This window comes from Rodentibacter rarus, assembly GCF_001998965.1.
GTDB classification, from domain to species: Bacteria; Pseudomonadota; Gammaproteobacteria; order Enterobacterales; family Pasteurellaceae; genus Rodentibacter; species Rodentibacter rarus.
On the sequence record NZ_MLHJ01000026.1, the window covers coordinates 17,027 to 37,234 of the forward strand.

Below are 20,208 nucleotides of genomic sequence, written 5' to 3' on the forward strand. Positions count from 1 at the left end.
AAATAAATTGCAATGATTTTATATGGATATTTAATGAGATTTTTTCATTGGAAAAATGAATAGGATTTTATGTAACAAAAAGGCAACTCGCGTTGCCTTCAATGAAAGATTGATATTTTATTTTCTCAATAATTTATCAATCACTCGTGAAACGGCAAAAAAACCAAAGGTGGCGGTAATCATTGTGGCAGCCCCAAATCCATTGGCACAATTCATCGTTGCGGAGATTTCACAATTTTCCCCCATTTTGGGAAAAATTAACGGCTGAGTAGAAAACACGGCATCAATACCGAATTTGCGTTGTGGGTTTTGAGTAAAATTAAAATCCTTGCGTAAAACCAACCGCACTTTTGCCAACAAGGGATCCTGAATGGTTTTGCTTAAATCGGCAATTTGAATTTGGGTAGGATCCGTTTGTCCCCCTGCACCGCCTACAGTGATAATGTTAATTTTATTGCGTTTGCAATAGGCGATCATCGCAGCTTTGGTTTTGACATGATCAGTGGCGTCAATCACATAATCATAGCCACGATTAAGATAGTCCGCCTGATTATCCGGTGAAATAAAATCATCAATGATATGAACGGTACACTCAGGATTAATCAGCGTTACCCGCTCTGCCATCACGTCTGTTTTAAGCTTTCCGATATTGCCGCTCAACGCTGGAAGTTGGCGGTTGATATTGGTCACGCAAATATCGTCCATATCAATCAGAGTGAGTTGTCCAATACCTGAGCGAGCCAGTGCTTCCACCACCCACGAGCCAACGCCGCCAATGCCAATAACACAAATATGCGCTTGACGAAGACGCTCTAAGCCTTCGGGCGTATAAAGTCGCCCGATACCACCAAATCGCTGTTCGTAGTTATCTATACGTACCATTATTGCAATACCCAAACACGACCATAATGTTTTGAAAGCCCGGCGATATGCCCTGCTTGATCGCCAATACCACGATAGAGATCAAAATGATGACCGTTTACTGCACCGCCCACATCTAATGCCACCATTAAATGTAATTTATGCGTGCCTTTCCAATTGCCATCATTATCAATATCCGGCACTTCTACCAATAAAACGGAACCGGACGGAATCACATTGCGATCTGATGCCACCGCTGCCATTGGCACAAGAGGCACACCGGCAGAACCTTTGACTTTTCCACTTGGATCATTTTTAAAGAAGACGTAAGATGGGTTACGCTCTAACAAGCCTTGAACCCGTGAAGGATTTGCCTTTCCCCAATCACGAATCGCTTGAATCGACATTTTCTCTTTTGGAATTTCTCCGTCTTCCACCAACAAACGCCCTACCGCTTGATATTTAAAGCCATTTTGTCCGGCATAGGCGAAATAATTTAAATTGCCGTTACCAAAATCAACATAACCGCTTCCCTGCACACCAAGTAAAAAGTTATCAAGCATCGAATCGCTGTAAGCTAACTCCAACCCTTTCCCTTCCAATGCACCGGCGTAGATTTGTGCACGGGTAAAACGTTTGTTCGCCGGCATTGCATAAATAGGGTGTTGGAATTTTCCTTGCGGTGTGCGGCGGGCGTGAATGACCGGCGAATAATAGCCTGTCATCAACACGTTTTGATAACCGTCAAAACCTTTCATAATTTGAGGGAAAATACCATAATCAGATAATTCACTGACATCCGCACCGGCAAGCACCCAATTGGTAATTTTTTGATAGTTACCATAAAAACGATCTGCTAATCGACCGGAATAGGCTTTCACATTAGAAAGTTGCGTTAAAAAATCCCCCTGATTAATGACCGCACTTTGGTTTTCCACACGGGAAACCGGCGATAAAATACGCTGTTGATAGCTTCGACCACGGTATTTCGCACCAAATTTTTGCGGATCGTCCCCCGTAGGCGTAAGCACAGGAGCACTTCCTTTCGGTGTGGACTTATTGGAAGAACCACCACAAGCCACTAAAATAGAGGCGATGGCTAACACACAGAAAACTTTAATACCGAGATTTTGACGACATTTCATATTCTATTCCTAAACCAAAAATGAATTTTTATAAGGTCGCATACGCTATCAAAAATTGCCTAAAACTACTAGCATAATTTCTCATCAAAACCTCACAAATCATAACCAAATGAATATTATCAGGTAATCGAATATCTCAGTGAAAACGAATATCCTCTCAAATTGCAATATATGATATTGATAATAATTATCAAATAAATTATACTCCGTTCGCTATAACGGAAAAATAGGCAGTAGTCCGTGAAAGGCTCATTTCAAATCTTTAATTTCTTTTTAAACATTAAATTTAAGGAGACAAGGCAAATGCCGTTATTTCATCAACATATTCAATGCAACAAAAAAATCATCATTATGAAAGCCACTTTTTTGATCCCTGCTATACTTTCGCCTTTTGCCACGGCAAGCCCTCTGCCGGATGATAATATCGCACAATTAGAAGAAATTAATGTGACAGCCAATATAAGCGAGATCTCAACGAACTCTAAAATAATCAAAAACAGTGAGCAATTAGAAAAGCAACAAGTCAATAACATCAGAGATCTCATTCGTTACGATGCAGGTGTTTCTGTTGTTGAACAAAACAGAGGCGGAACATCAGGCTTCGCTATACGGGGCGTTGATAAAAATAGAGTGGCTATCACCGTTGATGGCATTCCCCAGCTCCAGTCCCACACCACGAATATCAGTGATTTTTATGAACCGGTCGGAAGTGGAGCAAGAAATGAGGTAGAACTCGAAAATATCTCTAGCGTTGAAATTGATAAGGGTAGCCAATCATTCCAGGCTCGTAATGGTGCACTAGGAGGCTCGGTTAACTTTAAAACCAAAAGCGTAGATGACATTTTATCGGAAGGAGAAAAATTTGCGCTGACAAGTAAAACGGCTTACAGCAGTAAAAACAGCCAATTTATGCAATCATTGGGAACAGCATTTCATATCGGGCATTTAAAAGGGCTCTTTCAATACACCCATCGTCATGGCAAAGAAACAAAAATTCATGATGATGTGATGAATAAAAAAATAGAACTTCGCCGTTTGGGCGCATATGTTGATAAATATCGACTTAGCACCCCAATACCAAACGAGGTGAATACTAATGGCATATTCTATAAATGTGAAACCTGTACAGAACCTTTTTATTTATCTCGCTTCACCAGGTTTCATGATTTAAAAAGTGCGATGGACGACTATAAAGATTCCAATAAAGGGAGAGAATTTACCCCTGAGGAACTTGAACAACTCAAGCAAATGGTCCATCCAACAGAAATAGTGTCAGCTAAAGATTATACAGGTCCGGATAGAGAAGCACCGGATCCGCTAAAAAGCAAAACCCATTCTTATTTGACACGCCTTGAATATGAAATTACACCAAACCAATTAATCGGAGGAATTTTTGAGGATACAAAACAGCGTTACGCTACTAGAGATATGAAGGAACGAGCTTACTATTATGTTCCACCGCCTCCCCCTTCAGTTCCGGATCCTAGACCTAAATACCCTAGAGCGCCTACAGGTGATGGTTTTTACTGCAAAGATTGTCCGGAAGGATATGATTGGGATGGATACTACAAGGCCTTTGATGAATATAAGAAAAAATTAATTGAATTCCGTGAAAAAAAGAAAGAATACGATAAATCAGGAGTAAATACCCCGGAAGATAAAGCGTGGAAAGCGTATGATGAGTTAAAAAGAGAATATGATCAGACTATAAGAGATTTTGTAAATCAGATCCCACATCCCGGTAGCGGGGGAGCCTATCTTGACGATATAGCGATGGGTCCGTATGCACCTTTGGCTTATACAAAAACTCGTTTTAGTACCGAAGAACATCGTAAACAACGTCAAAGCCTCTATTATATTATTGAACCTAAAAATAAATGGGCAGATAAACTTGAGTTTAATTTGGATCTACAAAAAATCAGTATTGATTCGGATTATCGTACCTTGAGTTGTAGTAAATATCCAGTGGCAGATAAAAATTGTCGTGCAAGTCGAGATAAACCTGGCTCATCAGAAGATCTAGACAATGTATTCTATCAAGAAAAACGTTCACATTTAGGTCTAAAATATGATAAGACTTTTCAGTTTGAACCAATAACTTACCGCATAAATATGACCGCTGGTGCTACTCGTTATCAGGTTACACAGAATCACCACGCCTATGTCATGCGATATGGCGGGCTAGAAAATGAACTGAGACCAAATAAAAATGGGGGACGATATGAAATTTATATTCCCCATCATCTAGGACGAGTAGATTCACGAGATCTCCTTACTGCCGATGTATGTAGTAAAGATAGACGCTGTTCTTTTAAACTTAAAGGAAAAAACAAATATTTCGGTTTGTATAATCAGATTTCTTTTGGAAAATATCTTGATATTGGTGGAGGTTTTCTTCGAGATCGTGATTCCGTCTCCGGAGATAAAAAATTTTTGGTATCAAGAGAATACGACAATACCACCTATAAATTTAATGTTATGCTCAAACCCATTGAGCAAATTAATATCGCCTATCACTATTCTACAGGATTTAGAAATCCAAGTAGTCAAGAAGTTTACGGTTGGTCGCCTCATGGGAAAAGGTCAACCGCTCATTTAAAACCCGAAACATCGACTCATCATGAAGTGAGTGTAGGGTTTAAAGGAAATTGGGGATATTTAGAAGCCAATAAATTTATTAGTAGTTACAAAAATCTAATCAGTCTTGCAACGGAGAGAGAATCATCAATTAGGCAAGATTACAATTTTTCTAACGCAACGATTGAGGGATATGGTATCCAAGGATACCTTGATCTTCATTCAATAATGCAGATTATCCCATCAGGTTTTAGTACAAATATCACCTACGAAAAATCGAAACCTAAAAAAGCAACAAGAATAGATGATCGCCTCATACATGGCACTCTCTATCCATTTGATGCGATACAACCTGATCGAGTTGTTATCGGACTTAATTATGATGCCCCTTCCGAAAAATGGGGAAGTTCTCTGATTATGACATACTCAAAAGCAAAAGATGTCAACGAATTAGCCACAACAAGATTCCTTGCAAAAGATCCAAATCATCCAAACAACAAGTTTAAGGTGACTCATATAGAAACGGAATCTTGGAAAACGATAGATTTGCTAGGCTATTACAAAGTAGGAAAAAATATCACGGTTAATGCCGGTATATATAATCTTTTAAACAAGCAATATAGCACTTGGGAGTCCGTGCGCCGTAGCTCGACTAACTCAGTACACGCAGAAAGTCAGTATGGAAGTATTGCTCGTTATGCAGCCCCTGGGCGAAACTATTTTGTGAGTTTAAATATGAAATTCTAGTTCATTTAACCATTTAGAACCTATTTATCATGTATAAATGCCTGTTTCTGAGGAAATGTTGTCAGATACAGGTATTTTTTATGATAATTAACCGCCTTATTCAATCAGATCAAAATGTTCAATTTACAAACTTTTTGATTATTTTAACAACAAATACGCAATAAACTTTTGTTAAAAGTTTGCAAATTTTTTGAGTAGCATATAAAGCCCTGCTCCACACACTCTACTCTTGATACCCATTACTATTTAACACATCTGTAGGGTTGCCGTGGCTTCTCCTGTTACTCCCGCTATCGCTCCCGTCAGTGGGTCTTTGCCTGTCACTTGGAACTCTACTGCTGAGAGAAGAGCATGGGCAGCTAAGTTTGCTGCCTTGTCTTTTGCGGTATCACCATCTGTCATTTCGTGGATTTTTTGGTTGAGATAAGGCGAGGCAAGTGCCACTATCGCACCATTGGTGTCGTTTTGTGCAGCAGCTTGAAGCGCTGCCGTCATCGCACGGATTGCCATGCCATTTGGGCTGCCTATGCCAACGTTGTTATCAATCTTCTGTTGGGTTTGGTTAATTTCCTGTGTAATACTGCCAATCTGCTTATCAAGCGCTGCCACTTGAGCACGGTTAGCATCATTGTCACCAAGGGCTTTTTCTGTTCTTCCAGTTTGAACTTCTCAAGACCGAGCTTGTTAATTTTCTCCCGCTCTTCATAAGTCGCAATACTGATGGTATTGTTAGCAATCTCACCTATCACCCTCGCCATTTCCTGCCGCTCTTGCACTTTCTTCAAGTCTTGTGTATTCACTTGCTGATTGGCATTTTTCGTATCCCTTGAAAGTGCGGTCAGTTTTTCCGGTGTTTTGGTGTCAATATGGATGTTTTCGCTGATAGCCGATTTCGTTTGGCTTCGTTCACTTTCATGGCTGTAGCCCAAAAGACTCAATGCACTGCTCATTGCCTGCATTGGGTTTATCCCCCACTGCCTGCACTAATGCTTGCACTTTCCGTTTTAATTTCACTTCGGTTTTCGATATCTGTATGACTGAGTGAGCCGGTCTTAAAGCGGTTTTTCTCTTGGCTTGCTTCGCTTTCAATAATAGCACTATTGATTAGATTAATAATCTAACTATATCTATCGGTGGCTCTTTAGGAACGATCTGTGCTAAATAGCCATCTCCAAGTATAAATACCTTAGTAGATAACGCAGAAATATCATCTATCTTACTCAAAGCTAGTAATAAATTAGTTTTAAAAATAGGAATCCCTTTCATATCTGATAAAATATAAACTTTTGAGCTTATCTCTTTTTCATCAATAAGCTTCATTAACTCATTAAAATGAAAAGCATTAATTGTATTACTGGTTTTATTTATATTCCCATACTCAAATGGATATTTATAAAATTTTTCTAAAACATATTTTTCTTCTTCTAAAGATAGAAGATGAAAATCACTAGAAAGAGCATCTTTGCATTCATCAAATAATGTCATAATATATTCCTATTTATTTAGCTGTTTAATATAACGATTAAAATCCTCTTTGTTTCCATTAAATGGAATAACTTCTTTAATCGCTTTATCACCTTTACCTTTAGTATAATCAAATACATTAATATGCATTCCTTTATTGGGATCATAATCTAATCTCCAACCTTTTTTTCCATCTGATGATACTCTTCCTACAACTTTACCGTATCCATCACTAATTTCTAAAGTTCCAATAAATGGCTTAGAGTCTAGACCTAAATCACCTACTTTTTCTAAAGCAAGATTTCTAGCAGCCTCCCAACTATGTTGTCTAGGTAAAATTGTCTCTACGCCCTTATGGTCTAATGTCTCAAAACGATTTCTATCCTTTTGAATAACCGTGATATCATTACCACTATGATCTTTAAATTGATAGGCTTTATGCCCATCAATATCTTTAATACGCTTAGAATCTTTCGGTAAGGCGTGCCAACAATCATTATGCACCCATACACCATCACTATCTCCACCTGCACCTTTAATGAAGTAAGTGTGATCGGTTTCTACCGTTAAGTTATACGCACTCAATTTTTCACGTTTAATACTCACGCCTTTTACGGTTTGCCATTGATTATTTTCCGACAACAGTTTGTAACCGGCTTTGAGGTTTTGTGCATTTACCTATTGCGCATGTTGAATACTATCGTTTTACATATTCCCTTCCATTTTTTCATAATATAGTCCAAATAGTTTACAAAAATTACGCTTTGATCTTTTTGCAATTTATATTCGTATACTTTTCGAAACACTTTCGTGCATCATTTAAACTCATTTGATTAGCTCCTCCATAAAAATCTGGATCATCAAATTGAACCGGATCATCTTCCCATCCACAAATACTACAAACTTCATATTCTCTTTCTGTTGATAACGAATAATTCATACAACAAGGACAGAGATACTCTCCCTTTTTCATCATTTTTGCTTCTCCCAATAATTTATTCCAGCCTCAGGTTTAAACATTGTTTTAGGAACTCCATCTTTATTTATAGATATAAATGTATTTTTTTCTGGATAATAGAATAACTTATCTCCATTAGTCCTTTCCTTGATTAAAGTTCCCTCAGGAGGATTTTTAATAAAATCATGAACATAATTTAGATAATCATCACTATTCTTCAACTCAGGAAACTCATTTTTATGTTTTTCCCAGTGAGATAAAGCATTCTCTTGTGAGGAGAATTTCTTAGTCTCAGACCAAATATTTTTATCATTAATAGTGACCCTAGTAGTAGAATAACCTGCAACTTCTCCAACAATCGGCAAGTTTGAATTAGCATTTGCCCAATTAGGTAATAGCCCCGTTTTTTCAACCCCTTTCTTCACCAATCCCGCCGATTTCTGCAACAACTTCGCCCCCGCCGCACCAACAACCATTCCGCTAACCGGGGTTGAACCGAAGTTACCCAAAATATAGCCTTGCATTTCGCCTGCTAACGCAGGGTCATGTTTTACCGCGTATTCATATTGTTGATTCCATTCATCCATTGAAACATAGACTTGCTCTATCACTTCATTCGGATGGGTGATTGCATAAGCAAGCGATTTTACGGTTTCATCAAGATTTAAGATAGCTTCCGCCGTTTCAACCACGTTATCTTTAACGCCTTTCGATTTGCCTTGTTGCATTGCGTCATAATAGGCTTCTGCTTTTTCTTCATCGCCGTTGAAATACAATTTCGCAAAGAGTTTGATATCATCCAAGCGCTCTTGATGAGGGTCAACATCAAAGAAATTATTCTCCGCCGCCCGTTTCGCCGTGTCCGTGCCTGCCGTTGCAGTGAGGAACGAGCCGCCTTGTTGGTCTGTGCTGCCATTGGCTTTCGCTGTCAATGCGCCTGCCAATCCACCTGCCACTTGGCTCAAGGTGCTGATATTCTCTTTCTCACTTGCCGTTAGTTGGTCCGGCGTTTTGTCATAAAGGGCTTTAGTCAGTATTGTCGCCGTGGCTTCACCCGTTACGCCTGCAACCGCCCCCGTCAGCGGGTCTTTGCCCGTGACTTGGAACTCTACCGCCGAAAGCAAGGCGTGGGCTATCAGGTTGGTTGCCTTGTCTTTTGCCGTGTTCTCCTTCGTCATATCGTGGATTTGCTTGTTGAGATAAGGCGAAGCAAGTGCCACGATTGCACCATTCGTGTCGTTTTGTGCCGCTGCCTGAAGCGCTGCCGTCACCGCACCGATTGCCATCCCATTCGGGCTGCCTATGCCATAAGTGCGGTCGATATTCTCTTGGATTTGGTTGATTTGTTCTCCAAGCTGTTGGGCTTGAGGGTGGTTTTTGCCATACTTCTCTTCCAGCTTAAACTTCTCAAGCCCGAGCTTGTTGATTTTCTCCCGCTCTTCATAAGTCGCAATACTGATAGCATTGTTGGCAATCTCGCCTAAGCTATTTTGTGCTTGAATAAGAGAGCCAACATCACTCACTTTTCGGTTTTGAATAGCCTGGCTAATCATCAATGTTGCCGAACCCTCTGCTACCACAAGCCCCGCCTGATTATCCAAAGATTGGGCATTGATGATTAAATCTTTCCCACTCAATAAACGGCCTTGTGCATTATTAAGGAACTCTCCCCTTTGATTCAATGCCATATTGCCACCGGCAAACATCAAGCCTTTTTCGTTATTTAAACCTTTTTCTAAATTCAGTGTAAAATCACGCTCCCCTTGGCTTGCCCAACGCCCACCGTAATTTTCTATGCGTTGTGCTGTGGTGTTAATCCAATCCGCTTTTAAATCCGCCTGTTCGGTTGAGAGCGTTGAAGGCGTATGAAACGCCAACTCATTTTCCGCGGTTAGCGTGGCCCGGTTCACTTTAATACCATTCTGACGAGCGACAAAACGCACATCATATCCATGGGTTTGGCTTTCACTTGCCTCCACTTTGCCGGCTTGAATATCTATTTTGCCTGAAGCAATATTTTTCCCTTTTGCTACAGTATGTTGAGTAGCGTTAATCTCAAGATTTTTTCTTGATGAGGTGTTATTAACCTCACGAGGTTTACCTCTTTCCTCAATACCTGCCGCCAATATAGAAGATGTTGAAGCCTCAACCAAGGTCGCACGATAGCGAATATGCCCACCCGCAATGGTTGAGCCCGTTTGTTCAATTTTACTTTTGGCGTGAATATCCACATCCCCTTGCGCCGTCTCAACGTTACCCTTTTGTATAAGGTCTGATTGTGTATGAATTTGAGTGTGTTGTCGGCTACTTATCGTTCCGCTATTAACAATCCGCCCCTGACTATCAATCTGTACATTCCCCGCACTTGCCCCAATATGTCCCGCATTGCGTACCCCCAATCCATTTCCATGGTCCACCAGGTGAATTCGTTCGGCATACATCCCGCCCAGTTGGCTGACATCCACAGCGTAGCTTTGGTCGTCTTGCCGATGCGCCTGAGACTTAGAAGTGCGGTCTGTTTCACCCCTGTTTTTATCCCCCACATAAACCACCGAATCATTGGTGCGGTTGACACGGTTTTTTCCCGTAGTCACCTTAATCCCTTTTTTCGACCACACCCCGCCATCAATTTTCACTTTTTCCGCAATAATGTCCGTGTAATCCGATTGCGAGTTATCCATTCCTTTACCGGCTACCGTCACTTTCCCCTTGTTAACATCAAAGCCTTTGAGCTCGCCATTTTCTAACCGGGCGTTTCCTGTCGTCATCGTGGTTCTGCCGGCATTTATCACGCCGCAGCCTTCACAATGAATCCCCGAAGGGTTCGCTATCACCACGTCCGCTTTTTTACCCGCCACTTCCACATAGCCTTTCAAACGACTTGGGTTAGCAGAATTGACTTCATTTAAAATCACTTTGGCTTCGCCACGGGCAAGGTTCGGATTGCCTTGCACCCAACCTGCCATTTGGCTTTGGGTGGCTTTTCGGGCGTTATTTAACACCGCCCCTTTTTCCGCCACATCAAATTGCGAATATTGGTTACGGGATACCCCGCCGGCACTCGGCATTTGAATATTGACTTGCGGCAGTCCGTTTGCCGTTTGCAACACTGTCGGCTGTTGATGGCCCGGGGCGGATTTATCCGCTCGAATCGCCATATCAACATCGGCTTGTGCACTGTTTGGGGCTAGATAAACAAAACCTAAAGCAACCATCAGGCTAAAATGAATGGGTTTGAGAAGACAGGCAACAGGATAAGCCCAAAGTGCGGTGGAATTTAACATTGTTTTTGTTTCCGCACTTTCAAGATTTTCACCGGTCGCCTTGCCTTGCGTTTTGGCAAGTTCGGACACAACAATAAACCGGTTCAATACACGGCTGAAAATAACTTTATAGTGGTTTTTGTTCATATTGTTTCCTTTAGCGTTGTCAATTTGTTTAAAAACGGTAACTGAGGTGAAACCCGGTCGTCATATGGCTGGTGCGAAAACCTTGCGGCTTTTTGATAGGGGTGCCGATAAAGTATTCATAGTTGATGCCCCAAACTTTTCCTCGAAGCCCAATCACCCCACCGGTGAGACGATTCCCCAGCTGAAGCTCTTCTTGATGAGAACGCACCACGCCTTTATCTAGACCAAGATAAAGTTCGTGTCCTTTGTTCATCATATTCCAAGCCAATTCGTTACGCCACAGCCAACCCCGTTCGCCGGAAAGTGTGAGCTCACCATCAAAACCCCGCACCGTATAACGTCCGCCAATGCTGAATTTATCTTGTTGCACCAAGGGTGTTTGATTCCACTGGGCATTCCAGCTCGTGTGAAAACGCAGTGCTTGGTTGGCAAGGGTGAAAGGATAGGTGAAATCAATGGAGGCTGTGAGAATTTGCATTCTTGATGTGCCTTCGCCAAAGGTTTCTTCCGGGGCGGGTAAGGCTCGATAAGCACCGGTTCCACGCTTATAGTGCGCACCAAGTTGAAGGGTCGCATTGCCAATATAGTGCGTATGATTTAATCCCACTTCCCAACCTGCCGTTCTTCGGCGTTGCACTTCAACTTCTGTATCATTAATGTAATTTGAGGATTTTCTCGCCCATACCGCCGCATTAATATCGGTTTTATATTGACTACCACGGGATAGTAAACGGCTGAGATTGGCTTTCATTTGTTGGCTTTCTCCGGAATATTGATAAGATTCAAAGGCACCGGCAATGGTTTGATGATAGGTATAACGTGAGCCGGAAAGGGTGAGTAAATAATTTTTCCACGGAATGGAATAATAAAGGCTGACGTTTTGACTGCCGTAATCCCCCTCTGCATTATCACTATCTCGTTTAAAACTGCGTGTGCCGCTGATATAGAACATATCATTTAAAGTGAAAACATTGTCCCACGAAAAGGTGGCGAAACCTTGTAAACGTCCTGTGGCTTTGGTACCGGAATCATCCAGCCCCAAGGTTAAATGGAAAGGTAAGGTTTGTTTATATTGAATCACCACATCCGTTTCGCCCACTTCTTCACTTGGTATCAATTCAATATTCGCATCGGCACTGGGTATGCGTTTTAAATTTTCTAACCCTTGCTCAATATCACGCACATTTAAAATATCCCCTTGTGCCATCGGCATCGCAAACCACAGCGTACCTCGTGTCGCAAAAGGGAGCGCACTTTGATCTTGTAATTGAATATGTCCGACTTTGCCCGGAATTACTGTCAACACCAACATTCCCGAACGCAAATCCTGCGGTTCAACCAATACACGCGTACTCACATAACCAAAATCAATTAAGCGGTTTTGAATACGGCGCAATAAGACATTAATCCCCTCCGCACCAATGCAAGTCGGCAACGCAAAATCACGCTCGGCATAAATGGCATTTAACGCCCAATGAAAGCGGCTGGGTTGAATAAATTTAGGGTTAGCTTCATTTGCATTAAAATCGGTAAGAACGAGTTGATGAATGGGGAAACATTGTGCTTCTTGTCGAGGAAATGCCGTTGATGATATTTTCTCCGCCTCAAGGCTAATATGGGGAGTGTGCACTTGCCGGGCTTGGATTTCACTATTTAGCTCAACTTGTTGCTGTTGCTGCCTTGCGATAACTTGTTTTTCCGCTTCTGTTGGTAAACGATTTGGCACGGCATAGAGAAAAGAAGGAAAAATAAAGAGGGGACTTAGGGTTAAAAAAGAAAAGGAGAGTTTCATAAATAAGATGATTCATTATTGGGTAAATATTAACCACAAAATACTTAAATAAAGAACAAAATTCAAGTTTTAACAATAAAAATCATATAAAAAATAGGGATATTTTGAGAATGTCGCCATTCATTGGCTTATCGTTAGCAGTCATAAATAAAATACCATCAGGTACAGGTATTTTTTATAGTAATTACGTCTTATTCAATAACATCAACAATGTTTAATTTGTAAACATTTTGTTTATTTTGACGGCAAATACACAATAAACTTTTGTTGAAAGCTTGCAAAATTTTTTGAATAGCGTATAGTGCACACCGTCAGACGCGGGGTGGAGCAGCTTGGTAGCTCGTCGGGCTCATAACCCGAAGGCCGTCGGTTCAAATCCGGCCCCCGCAACCAAATTTTAAAGCATCGATTTTGTCGATGCTTTTTTCTTTTCTTTTTCCATAAAAGCCCTTTTCCTCTGTAGGAAAAAGGCTTTTTCTCATTTAAGCACAATATGTACGGTAATTTCTTCTCTATCGTGGTAGAGATGTTTTGCTTGGATCTCAAAACTCAAATTTTGCTTATTCAGCATTTCTGTGAGATTTTCTAAGCATTGCATCACTTCTTGATAGCGTTTTTTCATCGGCAGTTTTAAATTAAAAATCGTTTCACGACACCAGCCGTTCACCAGCCATTTACCAATTAAATTGGCGATGCGGCTTGGCTGCTCTACCATATCGCAGACCAACCAATCCACTTTTTTGCGTTTTGGTGGCTGAAACTTAAAACCGTCTTCCGCACAATGTTCAATACGACCGGTTTCATACAAACTTTCCGCCATTTTTCCGTGATCCACCGCATAAACAAATAAGCCACGTTTGACTAATTGGTATGTCCAACCTCCCGGACAGGCTCCCAAATCAACACCTACCATATTGCCATTTAAACACTTTTCCTCGTCCTTTCTAGGAATAAAGGTCAATATCGCTTCTTCTAATTTCAAGGTAGAACGACTTGGCGCATCAGCAGGAAATTTCAAACGGGGAATCCCCATAAAATGCTCGGAATGGTTATTGGTATAAGAATAGCCTACATAGCAACTATTTGGTTTCACAAAAAAACAATGCAAAAACAGACCGCTCTTTTGAGGCGTACTCGCCATTAACCAGCCTTTCTTTTTCAAGGCTTGACGTAATGGCACGGTAAATTTTCGACAAAAGGTGGAAAGGGATTTGGATTCATTGGTATCCGCCATTTCGACAAAAAGGTGGCTTGATGGCTGAAAATTCACTTGTGCTGATAAGGCTTCAAAGGCTGAAATAATCGGGCTAATACGATCCGCAGGATCAAGGTTTTCCAATAGATTGGATACCACCAACATTTGGCGGGCAAAAATGAGCTGATTAAAGGGGATTTCGCGTGCTAAACGATCCGCTTCATTAGGCTGATAGCATTCAAACAGCACATAGCCCGAATGTTCTTGTACTCGGGCAAAGCCAAATATACCTAAATCTGCTGCGTGATCCGTTATTTCTGCCGCCACTTCTTTTTCAAAACCGGGACGACAATACAAAGCGAGTTTATTCATTTTCTTCATTTTTTATTGCATTAATAATCCAATGGCGAAAGGCTTGGATTTGTTCATCATCAAGGCGATCAAGGTGATTCACCACATAAAAGGATTTGGGATCAGGCAAATCTGTTGGGAAAACGACTTTCAACGATCCCTGTTCAATTTCTTGTAATGCCAGCAAGCGATTTGATAACACAATACCCTGTCCGTGGATAGCCGCCTGCAATGCCATAAAAGTATGGCTAAATAAGGGGCCTTGCAGGATATTTAATTCATCTAATGCCAGATAATCCGCCATCGCACGCCAATTATCTCGGGTATGAGTATGAATTAAGGTGTGGAATTTTAAATCTTCTTTACAATGAATGGGATTTTTTGCCAGTAATTCAGGCGAGGCTAAAATCAGCAAATTCTCTTTACCCAAGCGATCCACCTGCAAATTTTGCCAGTTTCCTTTGCCATAATAAATCGCAAGATCAATTTCTTTATTGAGTAATCCTTCATCCTGATCCAGCCCTTTTAAGCGTACTTCAATTTTGGGATGAAGCCGATTAAATTCACTGAGATGCGGAACAAGCCATTGAATCCCAAAGGTTTGTGGCACACCAATACTCAGGTGAGGATCGTTTTTTAATATGAATAACTTTTCCGTTGCCTCATTAAGTTTACGCAAAATTTTATTAATATCGACAAAATAGGCTTGACCAAACTCCGTTAATTCTAAGGCTCGATTTTTACGTTTAAATAATTCAACGCCTAAAAAATCTTCTAACAGTTTTATTTGATGACTCACCGCTGCTTGGGTCACAAAAAGTTCATCAGCCGCTTTTGTAAAACTCAAATGCCGGGCGGCAGATTCAAAGGACTTCAGTGAATTCAAGGGGGGCAAACGTTTATACATAGTGATTTCCAAAGAGAATTTTTTCATCTTATAATAGGCGGGTTTTCTTTCGGATTATTTTTTCTAATCCATCAAATAAAAAAACATCATTTGTTCTTCTTATTACCACTTCCTACAATGCGCACATACTTAATGATTGGTAATTCCTTACTAGTTAATGAGTTTCGGACTTAAGTATGATGTTGTGTTTGCATAGAGTTCGGGAAACCGAACTTGAGTAACGAAATAAGTTACTCCTTTACTTCCTGTATTATTTAAACCTTTTGGTTAGACGCTGCTCATTAGGGGTGGCGTTTTTTTTGTGTGGGATTTTAACACACTTCTTTTTTTTCTTCTTTCACTTTATGAGATTTTCCCCTCCTCTATAAATGCTAAAAATCATAAAAAATTTCTGCTTTAAGGTTTAAATGCTCAGAATAATGATGTAGATTAGCACCATTTCATTCACACAATAAATAAAGGGAAGCAAAATGAAAGACTTAGATTGGCATAATTTGGGTTTTAATTATATTAAAACCGACTATCGTTTTATTGCCCATTGGAAAAATGGTCAATGGGATGAAGGAAAACTAACCACAGATAATACTTTACATATTCACGAAGGTTCAACCGCACTTCACTACGGTCAGCAATGTTTTGAAGGTCTAAAGGCCTACCGTTGTAAAGACGACTCAATTAACTTATTCCGTCCTGACGAAAATGCAAAACGTATGCAACACACCGCAGATCGTCTCTTAATGCCACAAGTTCCTACGGAATTATTCGTTCGAGCCTGTAAAGAAGTCGTCAAAGCAAATGAACAATGGGTGGGACCTTATGGTTCCGGTGCAACCTTATATTTACGTCCATTCCTCATTGGTGTAGGTGAAAACATCGGTGTGAAAGCCGCACCGGAATTTATTTTCTCTGTTTTCTGTTGTCCGGTAGGGGCTTATTTCAAAGGGGGATTAACGCCTTCTAATTTCATCACCACCGAATACGACCGTGCCGCACCGATGGGTACCGGTGGTGTGAAAGTCGGTGGGAACTATGCAGCAAGTTTACTTCCTCACGAATTAGCGGTGGAACAGGGTGATGAAGGACGCAAATTTGCCGATGCGATTTATCTTGATCCGAAAACCCATACTAAAATTGAAGAAGTGGGGGCAGCAAATTTCTTCGGCATTACCAAAGACAACAAATTTATCACGCCAATATCGGAATCCATCTTACCGAGTATCACGAAATATTCGTTACTTTATATTGCGAAAGAACGCTTGGGAATGGAAGCCATTGAGGGGGATGTGTATATCGATCAACTTGATCAATTTGCCGAAGCCGGTGCTTGTGGTACCGCAGCAGTGATTTCGCCGGTGGGCGGTATTCAACACAAAGATAAATTCCATGTTTTCTATTCAGAAACGGAAGTCGGTCCGGTTACCCGTAAACTCTATGATGAACTTACCGGTATTCAATTCGGTGATATTGAAGCCCCGGAAGGCTGGATAGTAAAAGTGGAATAATTAAGAGAAATTCTAAATCCTAGCAGGCATTGAAGTAGGTTTGAAATAATCTGACCTAAACAAGAAAGAGACATTAAATAAAAGGACTAAGTTTCTAGATTTAACAGAACTTAGTCCTTCTTTTTATTTAATAAGCGCATTATTGACGAGGAAGAAATCCTTTTCTTATCGTAACATCCCCAAAAATAATTCCATAATTGCCGTATTTGCCGTCAATTCCGGATGGAAAGCGCAAGCGAGCAAATTATCTTGCCTTGCTAATACCGTATTCCCATCAAACTCAGCCAAACTTTCCACCTTTTCCCCATTAAAATTCACAATATAGGGGGCTCGAATAAAAACAGCAGGAAAAGGGGCTGAGAAACCGCTTATCATAAGATCCGTCTGAAAACTGTCAATTTGCCGACCAAAAGCATTGCGTTGCACTTCAATATCCATCAGCCCTAAATGCACTGTTGGATCATCTTTAAGCTGTTTTGCTAATAAAATCATTCCAGCACAAGTCCCGAATATGCCTTTTCCTTGTGCGTGGAAAGTTTTAATGACTTCAAATAAGCCATTTTTTCGCATTAACTTACCCATCGCCGTGCTTTCGCCACCGGGTAAAACCAAGCCATCGCAGAGGGTTAAATCCTCCGGATTTTTCACCATTACTGACTTAGCGCCAAGCTGTTCAATTTGCTGGCAATGTTCACTCACGGCTCCCTGTAATGCCAATACGCCAACGGTTAAATTTGCATAACTTTTCATTTTACCAACCACGATCCTGCATTCTTTCTGCGGCTGATAAGCGTGAAATTTCAATGCCTTTCATGGCTTCACCTAAATCTTCCGATAAGCGGGCTATCAAATCGTAGTCTTGATAATGGGTGGTGGCTTCAACAATAGCCCGCGCAAATTTTTCAGGGTTTTCCGATTTAAAAATTCCCGATCCGACAAAGACGCCATCAGCCCCTAATTCCATCATTAATGCTGCATCTGCCGGTGTAGCAACACCACCTGCCGCAAAATTTACCACCGGTAATTTCCCTAAGGTTTTGATTTGTAATAATAACTCAAAAGGTGCGCCAAGATTTTTTGCCTCTGTCATCAATTCATCATGGCTCATAGCAACAACTTTACGCACCTGTGCATTCACTTTCCGTATATGGCGAACGGCTTCAACGATATTGCCTGTCCCCGGTTCACCTTTTGTTCTCAACATAGATGCCCCTTCACCAATACGGCGTAATGCTTCGCCTAAATCACGACAACCACAAACAAAAGGAACCTTATATTCACTTTTGAGTAGATGAAATTCCTCATCCGCCGGGGTTAATACTTCACTTTCATCAATATAATCAACCCCCATGGCTTCCAACACCCTGGCCTCTGTGATATGCCCAATTCGTGCTTTTGCCATCACAGGAATAGAAACGGCATTCACCACCTCTTTAATAATTTTCGGGTTCGCCATTCTTGCCACCCCACCTGCTGCACGAATATCAGAAGGTACACGCTCTAATGCCATCACTGCCACTGCCCCTGCGGCTTCTGCAATGCGTGCTTGCTCGGCATTGATCACATCCATAATCACACCGCCCTTTTGCATTTGCGCCATACCACGTTTTACGATGTCTGACCCTATTACTGTGTAAGTCATACTGCTTCTCCTTTTTAGTATTGATAAAAAAACGACTGGCATTTTGCACAAGAACAGATATGATTAAAAGTGTCAATTTTAGATAAAATGATGAGGTCAGATTATGCAGAAAATTGCTTACCATCTGGATAAAAATGCCAAACTCCCCCTCTACGAACAGCTTTACCAAAAAATTAAACAAGCCATTCACCAGCAGGAATTAAGCATTGGCGATAAACTCCCTTCTAAACGCAAGCTTTGCCAACATTTGCGCATTAGCCAAAACACTGTAGAAAATGCCTATGCCCAACTGATTGCAGAAGGTTATATCGACACTCAACCAAGACGGGGATTTTATGTTTGTTTCCAATCGGAATTCACTTTTCCCCAATCCCCTCCTACAGTGCAGAGCAAGCATCAGCATTTACCGATGAATGATAAGTGGATTGACTTTAATCCCAATCGCATTGACACTCAGCATTTTCCTTTTCAGCAATGGAAAAAAAGCGGTCAAATGCTTTACCACACCTCACAGCAACATTTATTAACCCTCAATGATCCACTGGGTGATCTCAATTTACGTCAACAAATTGCACATTACCTTTCGGCTTCAAGAGGAATTCATTGTCAAGCAGAACATATAATGATTGGCGCCGGTTTTGAATACTGTATTCAACATTTAATTTTACTTTTTAACCAGCTCTATCCTCATCAATCTCTTAATTATGCGATAGAAGATTATGGCTATCCTAAAGTAGAAAAAATATTAACCCTTTATCAAAAAAATCAGATCAAACTTCCTCTTAATTCGCAATATCAATTAGATTTAACTTTCTTAGCAAAACAAAAGATCAATATCGCTTATATTACGCCCTCTAACTTATATCCCTTTGGCGAAATTATTCCTATCTCGCAACGGCAAACCTTGTTGGAATGGGCAAATGAACAACCCGATCGATTTATTATTGAAGATGATTACGACAGTGAATTTCGTTATAAAGGCAAACCGATCCCGGCATTAAAAAGCCTTGATCAACATAATAAGGTGATTTATTTAGGGTCATTTTCTAAACTACTTATGCCTTCGTTACGTATTACTTTTATGGTATTACCCCCACAATTATTCGCCTTTTATCAGCAATATTGCGCCTATTTCCACTGTCCGATTTCTCGTTTTGAGCAACAAAGATTGGCAACATTTATTCAAGAAGGCTATTTTGAAAAACATATTCATCGTATGCGAAAAATCTATCGGAAAAAAATGGAACTGCTTTGCCAGTTATTAGCGCCCTATAAAAAGCATATCCGATACTATGGGGAAAATTCCGGATTTCATTTACTCATCGAATTACTCAATGAATCTCGTTCATTGGATGAATTAGTAGGTTTAGCCAAACAAAAAGCGATGATTATTTACCCGGTTTATTATCAACAAAGAACACTCTTTAGCTTAGGATTTGGACATTTATCTGAGCAATCATTGATAGAGGGAGTCAATCATCTCTTGAAAATTTGGATAAAAGCGTAACTTGGGCTTGCCGGTGAGCGATTTTATTTTGTTGAAAATAAAATTCGCCAGCCTGTTGTTTGAAAAGTTAGTTGTATTTAGTCATAAAAAAATCCGGTATTATGCAGCAGTTGCACAACATTACTTTTTTGTTATCTTGTAGGGACACAC

General features: G+C 40.6%; 14 protein-coding genes, 1 tRNA gene and 2 pseudogenes. 4 read left to right on the forward strand and 13 right to left on the reverse strand.

Translation table 11 applies throughout. The annotated features are described in order from the left end of the window. Positions 1-117 precede the first annotated feature (117 nt). Together tcdA and mltA are read right to left on the reverse strand one after the other, a co-directional pair. Positions 118-882 carry a tRNA cyclic N6-threonylcarbamoyladenosine(37) synthase TcdA gene (gene tcdA / locus BKK50_RS03875; RefSeq protein WP_077415492.1) on the reverse strand — a complete coding sequence of 255 codons (765 nt, stop codon included), beginning with the start codon at positions 880-882 and terminating at the stop codon, positions 118-120. Beyond that, positions 882-2,006, reverse strand: coding sequence for a murein transglycosylase A (mltA, locus tag BKK50_RS03880; protein ID WP_077415494.1), 1,125 nt, complete (start codon positions 2,004-2,006; stop codon positions 882-884). The genes tcdA and mltA overlap by 1 nt, the downstream gene beginning before the upstream one ends. Positions 2,007-2,309: 303 nt before the next feature. Between mltA and BKK50_RS03885 the strand changes: the two genes are divergently transcribed. Continuing rightward, complete coding sequence (locus BKK50_RS03885) at positions 2,310-5,330, forward strand: TonB-dependent hemoglobin/transferrin/lactoferrin family receptor (RefSeq protein ID WP_077415496.1); 3,021 nt, start codon at positions 2,310-2,312, stop codon at positions 5,328-5,330. A 246-nt stretch (positions 5,331-5,576) separates the two neighbouring features. Here the strand turns inward: BKK50_RS03885 and BKK50_RS03890 are convergent, their stop codons facing one another. From BKK50_RS03890 to BKK50_RS03920, 7 genes and pseudogenes are all read right to left on the reverse strand, one after another. Further along, positions 5,577-5,939 carry a hypothetical protein gene (locus tag BKK50_RS03890; protein ID WP_143529747.1) on the reverse strand — a complete coding sequence of 121 codons (363 nt, stop codon included), beginning with the start codon at positions 5,937-5,939 and terminating at the stop codon, positions 5,577-5,579. Continuing rightward, entirely contained in the window at positions 5,855-6,289 is a 435-nt protein-coding gene (locus tag BKK50_RS03895) for a hypothetical protein (protein WP_077415500.1), read from the reverse strand. Before BKK50_RS03895 ends, BKK50_RS03890 begins: the two co-directional genes overlap by 85 nt. 145 nt (positions 6,290-6,434) lie before the next feature. Next, positions 6,435-6,815: a CDI toxin immunity protein gene (locus BKK50_RS03900; RefSeq protein WP_077415502.1), complete on the reverse strand. Its 381-nt coding sequence runs from the start codon at positions 6,813-6,815 to the stop codon at positions 6,435-6,437. A gap of 9 nt (positions 6,816-6,824) precedes the next feature. Then, positions 6,825-7,460, reverse strand: a pseudogene (locus tag BKK50_RS03905) (polymorphic toxin-type HINT domain-containing protein); the annotation flags it as partial. Between the two features lie 91 nt (positions 7,461-7,551). Next, the gene (locus BKK50_RS03910) at positions 7,552-7,770 is read right to left on the reverse strand and encodes a CPCC family cysteine-rich protein (protein WP_077415506.1); all 219 of its coding nucleotides are present in this window, start codon (positions 7,768-7,770) and stop codon (positions 7,552-7,554) included. An 812-nt stretch (positions 7,771-8,582) separates the two neighbouring features. Beyond that, positions 8,583-11,162 (reverse strand): annotated as a pseudogene (locus tag BKK50_RS03915) (two-partner secretion domain-containing protein); the annotation flags it as partial. A 28-nt stretch (positions 11,163-11,190) separates the two neighbouring features. Next, positions 11,191-12,954 (reverse strand): ShlB/FhaC/HecB family hemolysin secretion/activation protein, encoded by a 1,764-nt coding sequence (locus tag BKK50_RS03920; protein WP_077415510.1) that lies wholly within the window; start codon positions 12,952-12,954, stop codon positions 11,191-11,193. A gap of 316 nt (positions 12,955-13,270) precedes the next feature. On the opposite strand from BKK50_RS03920, the gene BKK50_RS03925 reads away from it, so the two are divergent. Then, a tRNA-Met gene (locus tag BKK50_RS03925) sits at positions 13,271-13,347 on the forward strand. A gap of 85 nt (positions 13,348-13,432) precedes the next feature. Here the strand turns inward: BKK50_RS03925 and rlmM are convergent. Both rlmM and BKK50_RS03935 read right to left on the reverse strand, forming a co-directional pair. Then, positions 13,433-14,521 (reverse strand): 23S rRNA (cytidine(2498)-2'-O)-methyltransferase RlmM, encoded by a 1,089-nt coding sequence (gene rlmM / locus BKK50_RS03930; RefSeq protein WP_077415512.1) that lies wholly within the window; start codon positions 14,519-14,521, stop codon positions 13,433-13,435. Next, positions 14,514-15,407: a transcriptional regulator GcvA gene (locus tag BKK50_RS03935; RefSeq protein WP_077415514.1), complete on the reverse strand. Its 894-nt coding sequence runs from the start codon at positions 15,405-15,407 to the stop codon at positions 14,514-14,516. Before BKK50_RS03935 ends, rlmM begins: the two co-directional genes overlap by 8 nt. 470 nt (positions 15,408-15,877) lie before the next feature. Between BKK50_RS03935 and BKK50_RS03940 the strand changes: the two genes are divergently transcribed. Further along, complete coding sequence (locus BKK50_RS03940) at positions 15,878-16,909, forward strand: branched-chain amino acid aminotransferase (RefSeq protein ID WP_077415516.1); 1,032 nt, start codon at positions 15,878-15,880, stop codon at positions 16,907-16,909. Positions 16,910-17,074: 165 nt separating this feature from the next. On the opposite strand, the gene pdxT is transcribed toward BKK50_RS03940, so the two are convergent. Together pdxT and pdxS are read right to left on the reverse strand one after the other, a co-directional pair. Further along, positions 17,075-17,659: a pyridoxal 5'-phosphate synthase glutaminase subunit PdxT gene (gene pdxT, locus BKK50_RS03945; RefSeq protein WP_077415518.1), complete on the reverse strand. Its 585-nt coding sequence runs from the start codon at positions 17,657-17,659 to the stop codon at positions 17,075-17,077. 1 nt (position 17,660) lies between these two features. Next, the gene (pdxS, locus tag BKK50_RS03950; RefSeq protein ID WP_077415520.1) at positions 17,661-18,551 is read right to left on the reverse strand and encodes a pyridoxal 5'-phosphate synthase lyase subunit PdxS; all 891 of its coding nucleotides are present in this window, start codon (positions 18,549-18,551) and stop codon (positions 17,661-17,663) included. A 103-nt stretch (positions 18,552-18,654) separates the two neighbouring features. On the opposite strand from pdxS, the gene pdxR reads away from it, so the two are divergent. Continuing rightward, a complete protein-coding gene (gene pdxR / locus BKK50_RS03955) occupies positions 18,655-20,058 on the forward strand; it encodes a MocR-like pyridoxine biosynthesis transcription factor PdxR (RefSeq protein ID WP_077415523.1) in 1,404 nt (467 codons plus the stop codon). The last annotated feature ends 150 nt before the right edge of the window (positions 20,059-20,208 follow it).